Origin of the sequence: Microbacterium halimionae, assembly GCF_011761265.1 — a bacterium.
In the GTDB taxonomy this organism is placed as follows: Bacteria; Actinomycetota; Actinomycetes; order Actinomycetales; family Microbacteriaceae; genus Microbacterium; species Microbacterium halimionae.
In genome coordinates this window covers 208,056-225,369 of record NZ_JAAOZB010000002.1, presented here as the reverse complement: position 1 = coordinate 225,369, position 17,314 = coordinate 208,056, and the positions used below count along the sequence as shown (strand labels likewise).

The window sequence follows — 17,314 nt, the reverse complement described above, 5'->3', positions numbered from 1 at the left end:
TCACGACCAATTCGCCCACATCCGGAAAGCGCCGCTGGATGTCGTCGACCCCAGACGTCGCCCAGAGGTCCTCGGCTTCATCCCGCCCCGTGAACAGGATGTCGGACGGCGCGCAAGGGCGTCGAGCGCAAGAGCGGCTCTCCCCATCCGCCACAGCACCGGACGATAGTTCACGTCGATGCTCACGATCACCCCCGGCATTCGGGCGCGACCGATCAGACGATCAAGGAACGACGCTGCAGAGTCGGAGAGCGCCGCCGTGATACCCGAGACGTGCAGCACATCCACCTCGAACAGTGAGACCGCGTCGGCGTCGCGCTCGCTGAGATGCGCCGCCGACGAGCCGGCCCGATAGTAGACCACTCCGCGACTCGGATCCTTGACATAGATCCCCGTGGGGTGCCCTCAGTCGAACACAACCGTCGAGACGTCCACGCCCCGCTCGGCGAGCTGACGGACCACGTAATGACCGAAGGCATCGTCACCGACGTGGCTGAACCAACGAGCCTCCAGGCCAAGTGCGGCCACGTGCGACGCGACATTGGACTCGGCACCACCAGCGTCGACCATGAAATCGGTCGCATCTATGGCCGACGCGATGGACGCGGGCGCAATCATCACCATCGTTTCGCCGACTGCCAGCATGACGCTTCGATGTACCTGCATGAAATCCTGTCGGGTGGAGCGCTCGGTCGGCAGGTAGGCACTGTTCATGACGCCCGAGTCGGTCAGTGAGGCCGGCTCAGTCTCGAGGTAGCGAGTTCGCGCTCGTCGCAGAATAGCGCTCCGAGAGTATGGCAAAAGCGGTCGCGAGTTCGGGAGGATCGATGACCTCCATCGGCACTTCGAATCGTCCGTAGGACGCGGCCAGCGAACCCCAGGACCACGAGCCTCCTTCTAGTGTGCAGGTCTGGTCGTCAATGGCGGTGACTGTTCCGTCGCCGGCGAAGGGGAGCACATCGCGGGCGGGGAGGTGCAGAAGCACGGTCCCACGGCAGGCCCATTCGTTCACGTCGGAACCCTTGAAGCGGGCCGAGACGAAATCGTTGACGTCGCCACCCGGCACAGCACGCGGTGTGAAGCGGGCGCCGTGTGGCATGCGTGTATGGATGCGATCGACGCTGTAGATGCGCCAGTCCTCACGGTCCAGGTCCCATCCGACGAGGTACCACCGCCCATGGGATGTGACGAGGTGGTGCGGCTCGACGCGCCGGGCCTGCAGCGGCTCGCCCACCTCGCTCTGGGCCGCGACGCGGGGGGTGTAGTCGAAGCGGAGCACCTGCCGGTCACGGATGGTCTGAGCGAGCGCGACGAGGACATCGAGCGAAACATCCCCGGGTGTCGCGTCGCCGGCGCGACCGATCGTGGTGATTTCGAGCGCGTCGAGCCGGTACCGCAACCGCGCCGGCATCACCTGCCGCATCGTGCCGAGAGCGCGAATGGCGGCCTCTTCGATTCCCGCGCCAATAGCGGGCGCGGCGCGCAAAGCGATCGCCACTGCCAGGGCCTGGTCGTCATCGAGGAGCAGGGGGGGAAGTTCGCTGCCCGCGTCGAGGCGGTAGCCGCCGTCCGGGCCCATCGTAGCCTGGATGCTGTAGCCCATCTCCCGCAGGCGGTCGATGTCGCGACGCACCGTGCGGTCACTGACGTCCAGCCGAGTCGCCAGGAGCGACCCCGGCCAGTCGCGACGGGTCTGCAACAGCGACAACAGATTGAGCAGTCGTTCCGTCGTCGTCATTCTTCAACCCTAATCGCGGTCTAGGACAATAACAGACCTACACGGCTGGGAGAGTGAATGCATCAGGCCGAAACGGCCCCTTCACTCAAGGAGCAGAGATGACCATCCAGACCACCACCCACCTCAACTTCCGAGGCGACGCACGCCAGGCGCTGGAGTTCTACCAGTCCGTCTTCGGCGGCCACGCGGTCATCAACACCTACGCCGACTTCGGCATGCCCGCCGACATCCCCGGTTCGGACAAAGTCGTGTTCGGCCTCGTCGCCGCCGAGAACGGCTTCCAAATCATGGGCTACGACATCCCCGGCCAAACCGACGGCGGCATCGCCGGCGGCGGCTCGACCCGACGGGAGAACAACACCACCATCACCGACCAAGCCCTGTTCGTGTCGATCGGATCCGACACCCTCGACGAACTCCAGAGCTACTGGAACGCACTGTCGGCCGACGCGACCATCATCGAGCCCCTGGCCGCATCGGCATGGAGCGCCGGCTTCGGCATGCTCACCGACCGCTTCGGCGTCACCTGGAGCATCAACGTCACCACCGCCTGAACTATCCCGACTACCGTGGCGTGGGCCCATCCGGCCCGCGCCACGGCCTGCCTCTCGTGCTCAGGATCCCAGCAATTCGGCGAGGGTCGCCGGCCATGGCGTCGAAGGTCGGCTCGACGAACGGAGCCAGCCGCGACAGCAGATCCCGATTCACGTTCTCGCACTCTGAAATCCAGGACGCGCGAATCGAACTCGCACCGTGGGAGGCCCCCAGGATGTTTCCGACGATGCTCGCGATCGTGTCGCAGTCCCTGCCGAAGCTCGCGGCATCGATGAGACTCTCGTTCACGTCGCTTCCGCCGACGGCGATGAGACCGGCCACGGCGGGCACGATCTCGATGCTGCTCGCGCTCCACGGACGTTCAAGTGACCACTGTCCTGGTTCCGTTCCCATGGGGGCAGGCCAGGTGCGGTCGAGCATCCGCTCGTAGAACAGCTCCGTGAATCCCGCCGCGGTTCCGACTTCTTCGGCCAGGGATCGCGCGAGCAGCACTGCCCGCCGAATCACGAAGTCGCTGTGCGTCTCCATGACGTCGAGAATCGACTCGATCGTCGAACCCGGCCGGAATGCCTCCGCCATCGCAGCGGCGAGAGTTGCGGCGCCGCTCCGATTCTCGCCGTCCTGGTTGATCGCTGCGATGCGCATCTCGTCGGATTACGCCTGCGACGGGTTGGCGGCGTTCACGATCCCGATCGGCGCCATACACATCGACGCGCAACCCGTAGGCGGTGTTCCGCGCCCTGTGTTCCACGGATCCATACCCATGCGGAGCTTTGACAGCACCATGCGCTCGTTGAACCAGAACTCCTCAGGGTCCAAGAGTTCGAGCCAGGCGCTGGCGAAATCGTCCGGAGTGATGCGACCTCCCTTACGCGCGATGGCGCAACGTGTGATCGCCCGCGTCGTGGGAGAGGTCGGGGCCAGTCATCATCGCCGCCCGAGTTCGCTGGGCCGACCCAGAACTGCTCCGGCCGGGTTCCGAGGGACGATCACCCTCGATCTGCGGGACATCGTCGCGCTACCTTCCCTTTTCATTCGCGGTGCCAGCCGTTCGATGAGCCAGCTTCGCCATCATTTTCGGGCTACATGATACGCATGTGGCCACGGACCCGGGAAGGCGAACGCAATATGACCGCGCGGGTGCGATCAGGCGGACGTGCTGGGGAGACGATGACTGCCCGTCCCTCGTGCGATGCTGCCGAGCCACGCGAGACTGGGCTTGGGTGCGCGGGCGAAGGTGGCACGGTCAACGGCGATCAGGCCGAATGTCGGTCCCCAGTGCCCCCACTCGTAGTTGTCGAGCAGCGACCAGTGCAGGTAACCGCGGACGTCGATGCCGTCAGCCATGGCAGCGAACAAACCATCCAGTGCTGCGGCGGTGTATGCGATGCGGCGGTCGTCGTCATCGGTGGCGATGCCGTTCTCCGTGATGAGAATGGGGACGCCAGGGGCGGCCGCCGCGGCATCTCGCACGGCCATACCGAGTGCGTCAGGCCGGTATGCCCACCCGGTGAGGGTGTTGTCGGGACTCGGCGGGTGCGGGACGACGCCCTCCGCATCGACGAGCTGACTGGTGTAGGACTGGACACCGATGAAATCGTCATCGCGGGAGTGTTCGAGATAGATGTCCTCCCACGCGTATTTCGCCGCCCGGTAAGTGTCCTCGTTGCCTGGGGTCGGGGTGAGCGCCTGCATCGCGATCGTCCACCCGATTTTCGCGTCGGTACGTGCGCGGAGGATCTTCCGGGCCGCGACGTGCGCCTCGCCCAGCCGCCGCCCCATGTCGAGGTCGGGGAGCGGGAGTCGGCTGGGGCGAGGGCCGCCGAGATGCTGCGCAGGGTTGAGGAAGGCCTCGTGCATGCGAATCATGAGCGTCAGCACCGCCGGCTCGTTGATCGTGCAGACCCATTCGACGCCCTCGAGGATCTCGCAGGTCTTATCCACGTATCGTCGGAATGCGTCGATCGCGCCCTCGGCCCTCCACCCTCCCGCGCGAACAAACCACAGCGGGTGGGTGAAATGATGCAGCGTGACGACCGGAGTGAGCCCGAGGCGGAGAGCCTCGTCGATCATGCCTCGGTAGTGCGCGAGCTCGTCTGCTGAGAAGACGCCGGGCTCGGGTTCGATCCGCGCCCATTCGATGCTGAACCGGTAGGTATCAAGCCCCGCTTCGGCGAGGAGGCGCATGTCTTCGGGGTAGCGGTGGTAGCTGTCCAAGCCATCACCACTGGGCTCGAGCATCCCGTTCGCACCCTGCTCAACTGCCCACCAGTCCGAGGCCGTGTTGCCACCCTCGACCTGGTGAGCCGCGGTGGCCGCGCCCCACAGAAAACCGGCCACCTTACGCACCCTCTCCGCCGCGAGCGGCGTTCGCGTGGTCGAGCAGTCCGCGAAGTCGCTCCATATCTCCGCCGCCGCGGCCGAATCCGGCGATGCGGTCCAGAGGGATGCTTCCCATCATGCGGGCGATGTCGATGCCGAGTTGATCATTCATGTGTTCGGTTTCTTCGGCACCGCCGAGCATGTTGGCGACCATGGGACCGGCGACCGGGTCTTCCAGCAACTCCGCCATCGTGGAAGATTCGGTGAGCAACGGACGAAGATCGTCGCCCTCGATCGATGCGACGGCGGCAGCGCGGATGTCCCGGCTGGATGCCGCTGCACTGATCGTCCACTCCCCACCCTCGATAAGCCACCGATCTGAACGATCGTCCCAGTGCGCGAGATCTTCGCGCGCGATCACCGAGGACACGATCGACGTTTCGCCCGGTTCGAGCTCCACGGAGGAGAACGCCTTCAGCTCACGCGGCGCGCGACGCACCGATGAGCCGTCACGGGTGACGTAGAACTGCACGACCTCGCGACCCGCTCGCGTACCCGAGTTGGTGATCTCGATACTCACCTGGATGTCGCCGTTACGAACGTCCGCGCGCAGTTCCGAGTATTCGAACGTCGTGTAGGACAATCCGTGGCCGAACGGGAAGCTCACCGGGATGTCGCGGGCGTCGTACCCGCGGTAGCCGACGAACAAGCTCTCGCCGTACAGGACCTGCGAGTGCTCCCCGGGGAAGTTGAGGTAGGACGGGGCGTCGGCGAGGCGCACCGGTACGGTCTCGGTCAGCTTCCCGGACGGGTTGACCCGGCCGAACAGGACATCGGCGATCGCTCCGCCGCCGGCCTGGCCGAGAAGTGCCGTGTCGAGGATGGCGGGGACGTCAGCGGTGATGGAGGAAAGGCGGATCACGCCTCCGTGTGTGAGCACGACGACCGTCGCCGGTGCGACAGCGGCAACGGCGCGGATGAGGGCGACTTGGTCGGCGGGCAGCTCGATATCCTCACGATCGAAGCCCTCCGACTCCTGCCCTTCACCGAGTCCGGCGAAGACGACGGCGACGTCGGCCAGCCGGGCAGCCTCGACGGCCTCAGTGAGCAGTGTCTGAGAGTCTGCCGATTCGTCCGGCGCGGCGATTCCGGGGGCGTAGGTCACGGGGGCACGTGTTCCGATGCGGATTTCGTCGAGCGGGATGTCCACTCGTGTTGCGTTGACCCGCGAACTCCCGGCCCCCTGGAACCGTGGGGTGGCAGCGAGGGTCCCGATCACGGCGAGAGAGCGGTCCGTGGGCAGCGGCAACAGGTTGGACTCGTTCTTGAGGAGCGTGATGCTGCGCGCCGCGGCTTCACGGGCCAACGCGTGGTGGGTGTCGAAGTCGACTTCGACCGTCGGCGCGGCCGTGCCCTCAGCGACCCGCTCGAGCAGGGTCACGACGTTGGCCGTGGCATTCTCCAAGTCCACGACGTCGAGCGCGCCAGCGGCGATCGCGTCGGTGACTGTGCGCACGGAGGCATCGCCACCGCCGGGCATCTGCAGGTCGGTCCCAGCATGCAACGCCGCAACACGGTTGGTGATCGCGCCCCAGTCGCTGACGACAACGCCATCGAAGCCCCAGTCGCGGCGCAGCACATCGGTGAGAAGCCACCGGTTCTCGGGGACGGAGACACCGTTGAGCTTGTTGTAGGAGCACATGACTGTCCACGGCTTCGCGTGGCGGACGATGTGCTGGAATCCTCGCAGGTAGATCTCGTGCAGCGTTCGCGCGTCGATGCGCGAGTCGGAGCGCATCCGGTCCGTCTCGGCGTTGTTGGCGGCGAAGTGTTTCACCGACGCGCCCACACCGCGCGACTGCACACCCTTCACCCAGGCGGCTCCGATCCGGCCTGAGACGTGCGGATCTTCGGAGTAATACTCGAAGTTGCGGCCACCGCGCGGGTCGCGACGGATATTGACCCCCGGCCCGAGGAGAACACCGACGCCGTACTTCCGCGCCTCCGCGCCCAGCGCCTCACCGACGCGCTGGACGAGATCTTCGTCCCAGCTCTGAGCGAGCCCTGCCGCCGGCGGGAAGCAGGTAGCAGGCTCGCTCGCAGCAATCCCGAGGTGGTCCCCCGCGCCGGACTGCGCGCGGACGCCGTGCGGCCCGTCGCTCAGCACAGCGGCGGCGAGATCCCCCGCAGATGCGGTCGCCCAGAACGAGGCGCCGGTGGTGAGTTGTGCCTTCTGCTCAGTCGTTAGCCGCGTTGCGGGCGTCTGCGTAGTCGTGTTCATGTGAGTGGGTCTCCTTGATGTTTCGCTCAGCGCGTGCCGCGAACCTTGAGCATGACGATGGCGCCGCCGGCGAGAGTGAACGCTCCCGCGATGATGAACAGCAGCCCGTAGTTCTTGTCGGCGCCTGTGACGCCGATAAGCAGCAGAGGGGCCGCGATTATCGGCGCGACGGCTTGCGCGATGGAAGTGGCGTAGTTGTTGATGCCGATGAATCGGCCGGCCGCGGTGTTCTTCTCCGGGAGGATGTCCAACACGATTGCCTGGTCCACCGCGGAGAACACGCCGAGCCCGATGCTGGTGAGGACTGACCCGGTGATCAGGATCGCCGCGTTTGCGCCGCCGAATGCCATCACGATGGCTCCCACTGTGAAGGCGATACCCGAGATGAGCACGAAGATGCGCCGCCGCTTCAGACGGTCAGAAAGCAGCCCACCGCCGAGAGCACCGCCCGCGGTCGCGACGACGCCGATGAGGGAAAGGAACGCGATGAGTCCGCCGATGTCCGCGACACGGCCACCCTCGCTCAGACGCGAGGCGAAGAACAATGACGTGAACGTGGTCGCGAAGCTCACGCCGAAGTTGAACAGGATCCTTCCCAGCCAGTTCCACGCGAATGCGGGATACCGGGCGGGGTTGAAGACCATGTTGCCCAGGGCTTCACCGGCTGTGAGCTTCGGGACGTGAGGGAGGTTGAGGCTACTGTGCTCCTTGCTGAAAAGGAACCAGAGAACGAACCCGAGCAGGCCCACGCCACCGGGTACGAGGAAGACCAGATAGTTGTTGCCGATGAACGCGCTCGCAACGCCCACTCCGGCGACCGCGGCGATCATCTGAATGAAGCCGTAGTAACCAGCCACCTTGCCGCGCTGCGACTCCGGCAGCCGGTCTGCTTGCGAGAGCAGCAAGGAGCCCACGGCGGAACCGAAGCCGAGCTGGGTCACCATCCAGCCGCCGGTGAGGATGCCGACGTTCGGCGACACCGCCATCACGGACAGACCGATGATGCCGATGATCGCACCGCCCAGCGCGAACGGTCGGCGGCGCCCGAATCGCGTGCGGGTTCGGTCACTCCACATACCGACCAGAGGCTGTGAGATCGCCGCGACGATCGCGCCCGCGCCGACCACCAGTCCAAGGACCTCCACGCTGTCGGGCACGAGTTCCTGCACCCGCAGGGCGAGGGACAGGCCGACCGGCGCGACCAGTGCCATGAAACCGCCCAGCGCGGCGACGACCATCAACCAGATGTAGCCAGCGCTGACCTTGGGGCGATCATCGCCCTGAGGCGAATGCTCCGCGATACCTTCGCCGATCGCCGCAGCCTGCTGGGTAGCGGCGAATGGGGCCGGGATCTGTGGGGGAACCTCTTCTGACACGATGACTCCTTCGTCAATAGTGACTGCTTTGTCGAGCCGCGACGAAAATACCGTCTGCCGCGATTTCCATCACCGTAACAGAAAACCGCGGCGAGCGGTATATTCATTCCTGGACCGGGGCGGCACTACAATCCGAGGCAAAGGAGTCGCAATGGCGGAAGCAGTCAGACGTCGAACGCGGGGACCGTACGCGAAGTCGGCGGCCACGAGAGAGCGGATTCTCGATGCGTGCGAGGCGGTGCTCGGTGAAGCCGGGTACCACGCCGCGACGGTGCGCGACATCGCCGATCGCGCGGGCATCAGCGAGCGCGGTCTCGTTCACCACTTCCCCGGCCGGGACGAACTCCTCCGCGCCGTGCTCGAGCGGCACGAGGAGCAAGCGCGCGTCGCATCGACACCTGCGCCCGGCCTCGAGGCACTTCTCCACCTCGTCGAAAGAGTCGCGCAGGACAGCCGCACCCCCGGCATCGTGGAGCTTCACACCACGCTGTCTGCGGAGGCCAGCTCCGTTCACCACCCCGCGCACGAGCACTACGTGGAGCGCTACGACCAGATCCGCAGGTATGCGACGTCGTCGTTCGTGGCGCTTGATGCGGCCGGCGAAATCGACTCGACACTAACGCCCGACGAGCTCGCCGCTGCCTACGTGGCGATGTCCGATGGGTTGCAATTGCAATGGCTGTACCGGCCCGGTGCCGTCGACCCCGCGGACACGCTGCAACGGTTCCTCCAGAGCGTCGTGCCTCGGCTGCGAGAGGGACACCCTTCCTTTGTTGTCGCGGGGAACGTACCGAGCAGCGGCTGAAGCCCGCTCGGGCCCCGCCTGACACTGTTCGACGAGCTCCTCATGCTCATCGGTCGTCACCCGGCGTCGCCCAGGCGGGTGCCAGCGAGTCCAGCGCGAACTCGAACGCAGAATTTACGCGGTCTAGGTCGTTTGTTGCAGCAAGGTCTAGGTGAAGGCCGCGCACGATCCCCAGCACGAGAGTTGTGAGATCTCGCGCATGAGCACGGGAATGACCATTCGCTAGGAGGGCCTGCTCAAACGGCTCCATCCACTCCTCCACCACGGAGTTTGCAAACCACTCGTACCGCTCGGGATCCCTCAGGGCCAGGCCGTACAACTCGAAGAGGAACGCGAACTGGCGCATGTATTCGGGGGTGAGCCACATGCCCCATAGGGCACGCAGGGCCTCCGCCGGATCACCGGAGGTCGCTCGCCACCGGTCATGAAGCGCGATGACCATGCGAGTTTGCAGATCGCGGCAGATCTCTTGGACGAGCTCGTCCTTACTGCCGAACTGCCGGATGAGCGACGTGATCGACGTTCCGATCGCCTGCGCAAGTGGTCGCAGCGTGAGACTCGACACTCCCGTGTCGAGCGCGTACTCCGTGGCGGCGCGTAAAAGCGTCGGTCGGTGGTCCTCCCACCGTTTTGCGCGCCCATCGATGGCGCCACTTGTCCCCGCGTCCACCAGCCCAGTGTATGAGAGCGCAAACTTACTGCTTTACCGAATCGATCGTTTCGTATACCTTTGTCCAACAACGCAAAGGAGCAGGGGCATGACAACGCAAACACTTGCCATCACGAACGTCACTCTGATCGACGGCCTCGGCGGCGTCCCGGTCCGGCCCGCGACGATCCTTGTCGCAGACGGTCGGTTTCTCTCGTCAGGCCGCGCCGGCGATATCCGCACTCCCGAGGGCGCTGAGGTGGTAGACGGCACCGGCAAATGGATGATCCCCGGGTTCGTCAACGGCAACGTCCACCTGCTCGACGCGTGGATGTTCATGGTCGGGCCGGGCACGATCGAATACCTCGCGCGGTGGGAGGGCAGGTATGTCGAGGTGATCGAGGAGGCCGCCCAACTGGTGCTCCGCAACGGCGTCACCACGGTCTTCGACACGTATAACGCGGTCGACCACGTGCTCGGCGCCCGCGACCGCATCAATGCCGGGACAGCACAGGGCGCCCGCATCTTCGCGGCAGGCGCGATCGTGGGGATGGGCGGGCCGTTCAGCGCCGACTTCCATTTCGCCGGTCGACGCGCGGCGACGCAGTCGTTCGTCAACCGAATCGACGCGCAGTTCGAGGCCGGAGTCGGCCACCAGCTGAGCCTGCTGCCCCGCAAAGAGGTTCGCGCGGCGGTCCGAGATTATCTGCAGCGCGGAGTCGACCTGTTGAAGATCGCCGTCAGCGACCATATCTTCATGACAGTCGGTCTGGACCGCAGCTACCAGACCTTCAGCCGGCCGGTGCTGGACGTCATCGTCGAGGAGGCCCGAGCAGCCGGAGTGCCGGTACTCACCCACAGCCTCTCGGTGGAGGCTCTGGAAACGTCGGTCGAGCTGGGCGCGGACGTGCTCATTCACGCCAACTACACGATGGGGCAGCCCTACCCTCACGAGCTGGTCGACAAGATCGTCGCAAGCGACTCGTGGGCTGAGCTGCAGACCGTGCACGAACAACACCGACACGCCCTCGAGGAGGCAGGCAGCTGGGCGGCGGTCCTCGGCGGAGGCGCGTTCTCGGAGAACGAGCGCACGCTCATCGGTGCCGGCGCGAAGATCATCATGGGAACCGACGCAGGATGCTCCAGCAATGACCATCTTGCCGATCTCACCGAGGCCGAGCGCGAAGACCGCCCCTGGACGCTGGGCAACGATCACTTCCACTGGACGCGCAGCATGGTCGAGAAAGGCATGACCCCGCTCGAGGCGATCTCTGCCGCCACCATCAACGTCGCTCGCTCCTATGGGAAGGCCGATACTCTCGGCTCCATCGAATCGGGCAAGCTCGCCGACTTCGTGCTTTTGGATGCCGACCCCACCGCGGACATCCGTCATCTGCGCGCAATCGACGCCGTCTATAAGGACGGGGAACGCATCGAGCGCGACGCACTCCCGACACAATCGCTCGTGACGGGGCACCCGGCCTGACTGCCCGGGAGAAGACAACGGAGCTCATCGTGTTATCTGTTGGTGCGTCGTCGCCACCGGCGATTCCATCGTCATCAGGCGTGCCGCTTCGACGCGAGCGTGATGGCGTCGGTTATCGGCTCGGTGCCCTCGAGTATCTCCCACGAGCGCCCCGCGGAATCGTCTCGGGAGAGAACCGTGGTGATGACCGCGGCCACGTCTTCCCGCGAGATCGCGCCGATCTCCAGTGTGCCCGTGGGGGCGAACTCGACGCGGCCACGTCCCGGTGAATTGAGCAGCTCGCCGGGCTGCAGGATCGTCCATTGCATGGGTGATGAGCGAAGGCGACGCTCTGACTCTTCCTTGGCGCTGAAGTAGGTGTCCCAGAATCCGCCGTAGAGCTCGGCCGGGCGATCCCGACCGACGCCCATGCCCGTGAGGAGCACATATCGGCCTACCCCCGCCTGCTCGGCCGCCTCGATGGTCCGGATGGCTCCATCCCGATCTACTCGAAGAGAATCTCCGCCCGCCGCGAAGACCACCGCGTCGACGCCATCCAGCACGCCCCGAAGCAGGGCTGTTGAGGCCGAGCTCAGGTCGACTCGAGCGCTGCGCAGGCGCTGGCCCGTCCGTGTATCGCGCCGGCTGATCGCCAGAACGTCGCAGTCCTCCCGGAGCAGCCGCTCTACGACCCGGCGACCTGTCTGTCCGGATGCTCCGAACACCGCAACCGTCGTCACGACCACACGTTGACCGAGGTGGGCATGTGACCATCCGTGTACCGGCTGTCGAACGCGCCGTCCGGTAGCAGCTCGCGCACGCGCTCGAGCAACTCGGGTGCGATCGCCGCATCCACAGCTGCGGCGTTCTCGTCGATCCGCTCGGGAGTTCGCGTGCCGAAGACCGGCACGATGTCCGAACCCTCGTGAAGCACCCACGCCAAGGCGAGCTGCGGGAGAGAAACACCCGCCAGCTGCGCGATATGCCGCAGCTCCCGCACCGCGGCGACATTGCGTTCGAAGTTCTCCGGTTGCCAGCGCGGATCGAACCGACGCATGTCGTCGACCTCGTACTCCTTTGACGGTTTGACGGTTTCGGTCAGGAAGCCTCGGCCGAGAGGTGCGTAGGCCACCAGCCCGATGCCGAGTTCGCGGATCGTCGGAAGAACCGCTTCCACCTCGCGCTCGAACATCGAGTACTCGCTCTGCAGAACGGTGACAGGATGCACGGCGTGCGCGCGACGGATGATGCCCGGGCTGGCTTCACTGAGTCCGAAGTGAAGGACCTTTCCCTCCGCCGCGAGCTCCGCAACAGCGCCCGCGACCTCTTCGATCGGCACATCCGGGTCGACACGATGTTGATAGAGCACGTCGATCCTGTCCGTACCGAGATACCGCAGACTGTTGTCCACGACCGCCCGGATCCGCTCGGGTCGGCTGTCCAACACAGGCGCCGCCGTCTGATCGGCGTCGATGTCGTAACCGAACTTCGTCGCAAGGGTCACCTCGTCACGGAAGCCGCGGACGGCCCGGCCGAGGAGCCGTTCGTTGCTGCCGGGTACGGAGGCGTTATACATCTCTGCCGTGTCGAACAGCGTCACTCCGGTCTCGTATGCGCGCTGGATGGTGGCGATGCTCCGGGCATCGTCGGACTGCCCGTAGGCCATGGTCATCCCCATCGTGCCCAGGCCGACTGCCGAAACGCGGAGCCCGCGGCCCAGATCTCGTTGCCGCATGCTCATGCCTCTCGCGGCACTGCCGGTCCGAGCAGAAGACCACCATCCACCACGAAATCCGACCCCGTCGCGAATGCCGCCTCGTCAGACGTGACGAAGAGGACCATGTCCGAGATTTCTTCAGGCTCCGCAATGCGCGTGATCGCCAGCGCGTCGGGTGAGAAGATCTCGCTGACCGGTGGCTCGTCCGGCGTCACCGGATCCGTGATGAACGGCGTGCGAACGACGCCCGGATGGATCGCGTTGACGCGGATATTATCCCGTCCCAGCTCCAGTGCAGCGGTCTGCGTCAAACCGCGTAGGCCCCACTTGCTCGCGACGTAGGGCGCCAGGAATGCGATGCCGGTGTCCGCCGCCATGGAGGCGATGTTCACGATGCTGCCACCGCCGTTCCGGCGGAGCGACGGCACCACAGCCCGGATGCCCAGGTATTGTCCGGTCAGATTGACGTCGATGATTCGGCGCCAATCGTCGACGCGCCCGTGCTCGATGAGGGCTGCGGGGCTCGGGACGCCGGCATTGTTCACGAGGACACCGATCGGCCCGAACCGAACCTCAGCGACACGGACGGCGTTGGCCCAGTCATCCTCGGATCGGACGTCGAGGTGGACGTAGTCCGCTCGCGGCTCGTCACGGACCAGGGCCGCGCCGCGCTCGTCCGCGATGTCGCCGATGACGACATTCGCTCCCTCACGCAGGTACGCACGCATATGCGCCGCGCCCTGTCCCCCCGCCCCGCCGCTGATCAGGATCGTCTTACCTTCGAATCGTTTCGTCATTCTCTACTCCCCTACCTCAACCTCCGACCCAGTGGTGAGTCGGTCAACTCGGAACACTATGCCGTCAACGTATAGTGAGTCAAGTCACTCGCCTCTGATATCGTTGCGTTATGACACCAGGGGTATCGACGTATCACCAACAGGTTGCCGCCGAAAAGCGAGCGCTCATCTTGCGGGCTGCCACCGATCTGTTCTCGGAACTCGGGTATGACAAGACATCACTCGCTCGCGTCGCCGAGCGTGCGGGTGTTTCCACCGCGACGATGTTCAAGCAATTTCCGACGAAGGCCGACCTGTTCGAAGCGATCGTGTTGCAGTTCTGGGCAGCCGATCCCGGCGCCGGCATGTCGCCCCCTGAACTCGGAGACCCCCGGGTCGCGCTACAAACCCTCGGACACCGCTACGCCCAGCTCCTCCACCGCCCCGGGATGGCGGGCCTGCACAGGATGGTCATCGCTGAGGCGCCACGATTCCCCGAGCTGGGCCGGGTGCAGTTCGATCTCGGCAAGGAACCGTTCTTCGAGCTCGTGCGCGATTACGTCGAATCGGAGGCGACCGGCGGTCGACTCCGAGTGCCGGACGGCGTCCGGGCGACGACGGAGTTTCTCGGAATGATCTCGAACTTCGTTCTGTGGCCCCAGCTCCTGTTGCAGGAGTGGTCCCCCACCGACCGCGCGATCGCCGAGACGGTCGAGAGCGCGGTCGAGACATTCCTCGCCCGCTACATGACGCGGGACGGAGACTCCCGATGACCCTGCAGTTCGACCCTTACATCCAGCAGGTGCTCGCGGCGGGCGCAGGACCGCGCGGATCCTCGAGATTCGCCGCATGGCACCCGGGAGATGTCTACGGCTTGCGGCTCATCCTCAACGACGGCCTGAGTCAACTGGCAGCGCTGCCCAGCACTCCTTCCGTGCAGACAAGCGCTTTCACAGCGCAGCACGCCGACGGAACCAGCGTCGACCTGCGCTGGTATCGCAAGGATGAGTCAGCGGGTGGACCTGCGGTCGTCTTCTTCCACGGCGGCGCCCGAATCGCCGGAAGTGTAGATCTCTACGATCCGCTCGTCCGGATGCTGGTGGATTGGGCCGGCGTTCCATTCCTGTCGGTCGAGTACCGACTCGCCCCCGAAGCAGGAGGCGCAGCTGCCGTGCACGATGGACTGCTCGCCGTGGAGTGGCTGATCGACCACCACGAGACGCTCGATATCGATCCCGCTCGTATCGCTGTCATGGGCGACAGCGCTGGAGGCGGAATCGCGGCCGGAGTAGCCGTCCTCGCGCGTGATACCGGGATCGAGTTGGCGCGTCAGATTCTGATCTACCCGATGCTCGATGACCGGACCGTTTCTCCGGATGTAGAACTGAGCCCCGCCGCCGCAATGTTCTCGTACGAGTTCAACCGGACGGCATGGGAGTCGCTTCTCGACGACGTGCCGCGCGACTCGGCGGATCATCTGCTCGCCGCTCCCGCACGCACACCCGATCTGCGTGGGGTCGCTCCGGCGTATATCGAGGTCGGCGAACTGGACATATTCAGAGACGAGGACGTCCGCTACGCCCAGCAGCTGTGGCGGGCCGGCGTGGCAACCGACCTTCACGTTCGCTCCGGCTACCCGCACGCATTCGATGTTCTCTTGCTCGGATCGCCTTCGGCCGTCCGTCACCGTGACGAGCGCGTGCGCGTTTTGCAGAGTTTCTGAACCAGAATCGTTCCATGACTGCTCTTCAGGGAATGGATATCGCCGCCGAGCTTCGACAGGTGCGCGCTCACTGGACTCCCCGGGTTGTCGGGCGGGTGAACGACCAGTACATCAAGGTCGCCAAGTTGCTCGGCGAGCTGGTCTGGCACGCCCATGAAGCCGAGGATGAGATGTTCCTGGTCGTGACGGGCAGGCTCCGGATCCAGCTGCCCGACGACGTGCAGGTCGTCCTCACCCCGGGGCAGTTCTATGTTGTGCCCAGGGGCGTGCAGCATAACCCCGTCGCCGACGAGGAAGTGGAGATCGTCCTCATCGAGACGGTCACTACCGCGCACACAGGCGACATCGTCGTCGACGGCACTGTGCCGGTCGAGCAGCAGGTCGGCGATTTTCGCTGACTTCCATTGATCGAACGAAGCCCTCCACGGAAACGCGGAACAGCGACGGGGCTCGACACAGGGGGCCTATCTCCACTCACCGACCCACGCGCACGTGTCAGCGGTTGTGGCGTACTCGCGAAGCGATCTTTCGGTCCCGAACCGTGGCGATCGTGGCACCTTCGTGTGACCGTGGGCACCGACGGGTGGAGCGGGGACGCGCCCTTCTCGTACACCGCGAAGCGATTCGCCGAGACGGGTGATCCCGGCATCGTCTGGGAAGGGCACAAGGCGGGAATGGAAGCGGCCTACTGCGAGATCGAGAAGCTGACCGGCCTCGATGCCCTGCCACCGTCCGGATTCACTATCTCTTGTTTCCCGGCAAACATCAGCGGCGCCTCGGCCGGCTGGACGCGTGCGGTCGCACTTCTGGACGACTGAAACCATCGGCTCCCGCACCCGGCAGGGCGACGGTGATGATGAGTCCTCCGTTCGAGCGCGGGGCGATATCGAAGGATCCACCGTGCGCAGCGACGATGCGTTCGACGAGGGCGAGGCCTAGCCCGTAGCCTTGCTGGGGGCCAGCCACTCGCCCTGCGCCTCGCAGGAACGGCTCGGGGAGCCGTGCGATGGTGTCGGCTTCGTAAATCGGTCCAGTGTTCTCCGTCCGCAGAATCGCGGTCCCGTGGTCAGGATCGAATCGGGTACTGACGAGGGCTTGCCCCTGCTTTCCGCTGTGCCGAATGGAGTTGTGGACAAGGTTCGTGACGATTTGGCTGAGCAGAGCCTCGTCGCCGATCGATATCGCCGGGTGGAGTGCGGAGGTGACGGTGACGCCTCGTTCTGTAGCTTCATCGGCGCTTTCGATGAGCGCCACCCGCACCAGTACAGCGATATCGACAGGCTCAGCGACGGCATCGATCGCGTCTGCATCCGCCAGGCGGAGCAGCGCCTCCGTGAGTCTGACTGCCCGATCATTGGTGGCGCGCAGGCGTTCGACGAGTTCGTCGTAGTTCTGCTTCTCGGGGTGTCGAGACGCCACATCCAGCATGGTCGCCGTCACGGCGAGGGGTGTGCGCAGTTCGTGTGATGCGTTGGCAGCGAACCGTTGCTGTGCCTCCAGCGTTCTCTGCAGCCGATCGAGCATGTCGTCGAAGGTGTCGGACAACTCCGCGAGCTCGGTCTGGCGACCTGGCATGCGGATGCGATGGTCGAGCGACCCGTCCCGAGCGGCATGCGCCGCGGCGGTGATGCGAGTGAGCGGTTTCAGCATCTGTCTGGCGAGGAGCCAACCGCCTCCAAAACCCAGCACGCTCAGCAGGAGCAGCGCGTCCAGGGCATACCGGATGAACACGTCCATCAGATCCGACCTGGACGGAATGACGTCTCCATCGCTTCCTACGAGGTTCCCTTCGGGAACGAAGCGGAGAAGCAGGATTCCCACCGCGAAAAGGACGACACCCACCACGACGACGAAGGCCGCGTAACTCAAGGTCAGCCTGAGTCTGACCGATAGGCCGGGCCGCCGAC

General features: G+C 65.3%; 17 protein-coding genes and 1 pseudogene. 6 read left to right on the top strand and 12 right to left on the bottom strand.

The annotated features are described in order from the left end of the window. From FHS06_RS08820 to FHS06_RS08810, 3 genes are read right to left on the bottom strand one after another with little or no spacing between them, the layout of a single operon-like run. Window positions 1–363 carry a carbohydrate kinase family protein gene (locus tag FHS06_RS08820; RefSeq protein ID WP_167048514.1) on the bottom strand — a complete coding sequence of 121 codons (363 nt, stop codon included), beginning with the start codon at window positions 361–363 and terminating at the stop codon, window positions 1–3. Between the two features lie 42 nt (window positions 364–405). Next, window positions 406–714, bottom strand: a complete 309-nt coding sequence (locus FHS06_RS08815; RefSeq protein ID WP_167048512.1) for a PfkB family carbohydrate kinase — start codon at window positions 712–714, stop codon at window positions 406–408. A 28-nt stretch (window positions 715–742) separates the two neighbouring features. Beyond that, complete coding sequence (locus FHS06_RS08810) at window positions 743–1,738, bottom strand: helix-turn-helix transcriptional regulator (RefSeq protein WP_167048510.1); 996 nt, start codon at window positions 1,736–1,738, stop codon at window positions 743–745. A 98-nt stretch (window positions 1,739–1,836) separates the two neighbouring features. Here FHS06_RS08810 and FHS06_RS08805 point away from each other — a divergent pair, with 98 nt between their 5' ends. Next, window positions 1,837–2,292, top strand: coding sequence for a VOC family protein (locus tag FHS06_RS08805; protein WP_167048468.1), 456 nt, complete (start codon window positions 1,837–1,839; stop codon window positions 2,290–2,292). 10 nt (window positions 2,293–2,302) lie between these two features. On the opposite strand, the pseudogene FHS06_RS08800 reads toward FHS06_RS08805, so the two are convergent. The 4 genes and pseudogenes from FHS06_RS08800 to FHS06_RS08785 all read right to left on the bottom strand — a co-directional run bounded on the left by FHS06_RS08800 (window position 2,303) and on the right by FHS06_RS08785 (window position 8,272). Further along, window positions 2,303–3,187 (bottom strand): annotated as a pseudogene (locus tag FHS06_RS08800) (ADP-ribosylglycohydrolase family protein). Between the two features lie 252 nt (window positions 3,188–3,439). Continuing rightward, a complete protein-coding gene (locus FHS06_RS08795; RefSeq protein WP_310734790.1) occupies window positions 3,440–4,633 on the bottom strand; it encodes a glycoside hydrolase family 1 protein in 1,194 nt (397 codons plus the stop codon). A gap of 1 nt (window position 4,634) precedes the next feature. Beyond that, window positions 4,635–6,896, bottom strand: a complete 2,262-nt coding sequence (locus tag FHS06_RS08790) for a glycoside hydrolase family 3 C-terminal domain-containing protein (RefSeq protein ID WP_167048504.1) — start codon at window positions 6,894–6,896, stop codon at window positions 4,635–4,637. Between the two features lie 26 nt (window positions 6,897–6,922). Next, window positions 6,923–8,272 carry an MFS transporter gene (locus tag FHS06_RS08785; RefSeq protein ID WP_310734789.1) on the bottom strand — a complete coding sequence of 450 codons (1,350 nt, stop codon included), beginning with the start codon at window positions 8,270–8,272 and terminating at the stop codon, window positions 6,923–6,925. A 151-nt stretch (window positions 8,273–8,423) separates the two neighbouring features. Here FHS06_RS08785 and FHS06_RS08780 point away from each other — a divergent pair, with 151 nt between their 5' ends. Further along, window positions 8,424–9,077 (top strand): TetR/AcrR family transcriptional regulator, encoded by a 654-nt coding sequence (locus FHS06_RS08780; RefSeq protein ID WP_167048502.1) that lies wholly within the window; start codon window positions 8,424–8,426, stop codon window positions 9,075–9,077. Window positions 9,078–9,123: 46 nt separating this feature from the next. On the opposite strand, the gene FHS06_RS08775 is transcribed toward FHS06_RS08780, so the two are convergent. Next, window positions 9,124–9,747 (bottom strand): TetR/AcrR family transcriptional regulator, encoded by a 624-nt coding sequence (locus FHS06_RS08775; RefSeq protein ID WP_167048500.1) that lies wholly within the window; start codon window positions 9,745–9,747, stop codon window positions 9,124–9,126. Window positions 9,748–9,835: 88 nt separating this feature from the next. On the opposite strand from FHS06_RS08775, the gene FHS06_RS08770 reads away from it, so the two are divergent. Next, window positions 9,836–11,212 carry an amidohydrolase family protein gene (locus FHS06_RS08770; RefSeq protein ID WP_167048498.1) on the top strand — a complete coding sequence of 459 codons (1,377 nt, stop codon included), beginning with the start codon at window positions 9,836–9,838 and terminating at the stop codon, window positions 11,210–11,212. A 74-nt stretch (window positions 11,213–11,286) separates the two neighbouring features. On the opposite strand, the gene FHS06_RS08765 is transcribed toward FHS06_RS08770, so the two are convergent. The 3 genes from FHS06_RS08765 to FHS06_RS08755 are packed head-to-tail and all read right to left on the bottom strand — an operon-like array spanning window position 11,287 to window position 13,705. Continuing rightward, on the bottom strand, window positions 11,287–11,931 hold the full coding sequence (locus FHS06_RS08765) for an SDR family oxidoreductase (protein WP_167048496.1): 645 nt from the start codon (window positions 11,929–11,931) through the stop codon (window positions 11,287–11,289). Beyond that, window positions 11,928–12,926, bottom strand: a complete 999-nt coding sequence (locus FHS06_RS08760; RefSeq protein WP_167048494.1) for an aldo/keto reductase — start codon at window positions 12,924–12,926, stop codon at window positions 11,928–11,930. Before FHS06_RS08760 ends, FHS06_RS08765 begins: the two co-directional genes overlap by 4 nt. Before the next feature lie 2 nt (window positions 12,927–12,928). After that, entirely contained in the window at window positions 12,929–13,705 is a 777-nt protein-coding gene (locus tag FHS06_RS08755) for an SDR family oxidoreductase (RefSeq protein ID WP_167048492.1), read from the bottom strand. A 110-nt stretch (window positions 13,706–13,815) separates the two neighbouring features. On the opposite strand from FHS06_RS08755, the gene FHS06_RS08750 reads away from it, so the two are divergent. From FHS06_RS08750 to FHS06_RS08740, 3 genes are read left to right on the top strand one after another with little or no spacing between them, the layout of a single operon-like run. Then, complete coding sequence (locus FHS06_RS08750; protein ID WP_167048490.1) at window positions 13,816–14,457, top strand: TetR/AcrR family transcriptional regulator; 642 nt, start codon at window positions 13,816–13,818, stop codon at window positions 14,455–14,457. Next, window positions 14,454–15,407 (top strand): alpha/beta hydrolase, encoded by a 954-nt coding sequence (locus FHS06_RS08745; RefSeq protein WP_167048488.1) that lies wholly within the window; start codon window positions 14,454–14,456, stop codon window positions 15,405–15,407. Before FHS06_RS08750 ends, FHS06_RS08745 begins: the two co-directional genes overlap by 4 nt. 14 nt (window positions 15,408–15,421) lie before the next feature. Then, window positions 15,422–15,805, top strand: a complete 384-nt coding sequence (locus tag FHS06_RS08740) for a cupin domain-containing protein (protein WP_167048486.1) — start codon at window positions 15,422–15,424, stop codon at window positions 15,803–15,805. A 367-nt stretch (window positions 15,806–16,172) separates the two neighbouring features. Here the strand turns inward: FHS06_RS08740 and FHS06_RS08735 are convergent, their stop codons facing one another. Next, window positions 16,173–17,276: a sensor histidine kinase gene (locus FHS06_RS08735; RefSeq protein WP_208388139.1), complete on the bottom strand. Its 1,104-nt coding sequence runs from the start codon at window positions 17,274–17,276 to the stop codon at window positions 16,173–16,175. Window positions 17,277–17,314: the final 38 nt, after the last annotated feature.

What these genes read in the sequence shown, in the direction of transcription:
- FHS06_RS08815 (WP_167048512.1), bottom strand. Translation starts at nt 714, where the DNA reads ATGAACAGTGCCTACCTGCCGACCGAGCGCTCCACCCGACAGGATTTC.
- FHS06_RS08810 (WP_167048510.1), bottom strand. Translation starts at nt 1,738, where the DNA reads ATGACGACGACGGAACGACTGCTCAATCTGTTGTCGCTGTTGCAGACC.
- FHS06_RS08805 (WP_167048468.1), top strand. Translation starts at nt 1,837, where the DNA reads ATGACCATCCAGACCACCACCCACCTCAACTTCCGAGGCGACGCACGC.
- FHS06_RS08790 (WP_167048504.1), bottom strand. Translation starts at nt 6,896, where the DNA reads ATGAACACGACTACGCAGACGCCCGCAACGCGGCTAACGACTGAGCAG.
- FHS06_RS08780 (WP_167048502.1), top strand. Translation starts at nt 8,424, where the DNA reads ATGGCGGAAGCAGTCAGACGTCGAACGCGGGGACCGTACGCGAAGTCG.
- FHS06_RS08770 (WP_167048498.1), top strand. Translation starts at nt 9,836, where the DNA reads ATGACAACGCAAACACTTGCCATCACGAACGTCACTCTGATCGACGGC.
- FHS06_RS08760 (WP_167048494.1), bottom strand. Translation starts at nt 12,926, where the DNA reads ATGCGGCAACGAGATCTGGGCCGCGGGCTCCGCGTTTCGGCAGTCGGC.
- FHS06_RS08755 (WP_167048492.1), bottom strand. Translation starts at nt 13,705, where the DNA reads ATGACGAAACGATTCGAAGGTAAGACGATCCTGATCAGCGGCGGGGCG.
- FHS06_RS08750 (WP_167048490.1), top strand. Translation starts at nt 13,816, where the DNA reads ATGACACCAGGGGTATCGACGTATCACCAACAGGTTGCCGCCGAAAAG.
- FHS06_RS08745 (WP_167048488.1), top strand. Translation starts at nt 14,454, where the DNA reads ATGACCCTGCAGTTCGACCCTTACATCCAGCAGGTGCTCGCGGCGGGC.
- FHS06_RS08740 (WP_167048486.1), top strand. Translation starts at nt 15,422, where the DNA reads ATGACTGCTCTTCAGGGAATGGATATCGCCGCCGAGCTTCGACAGGTG.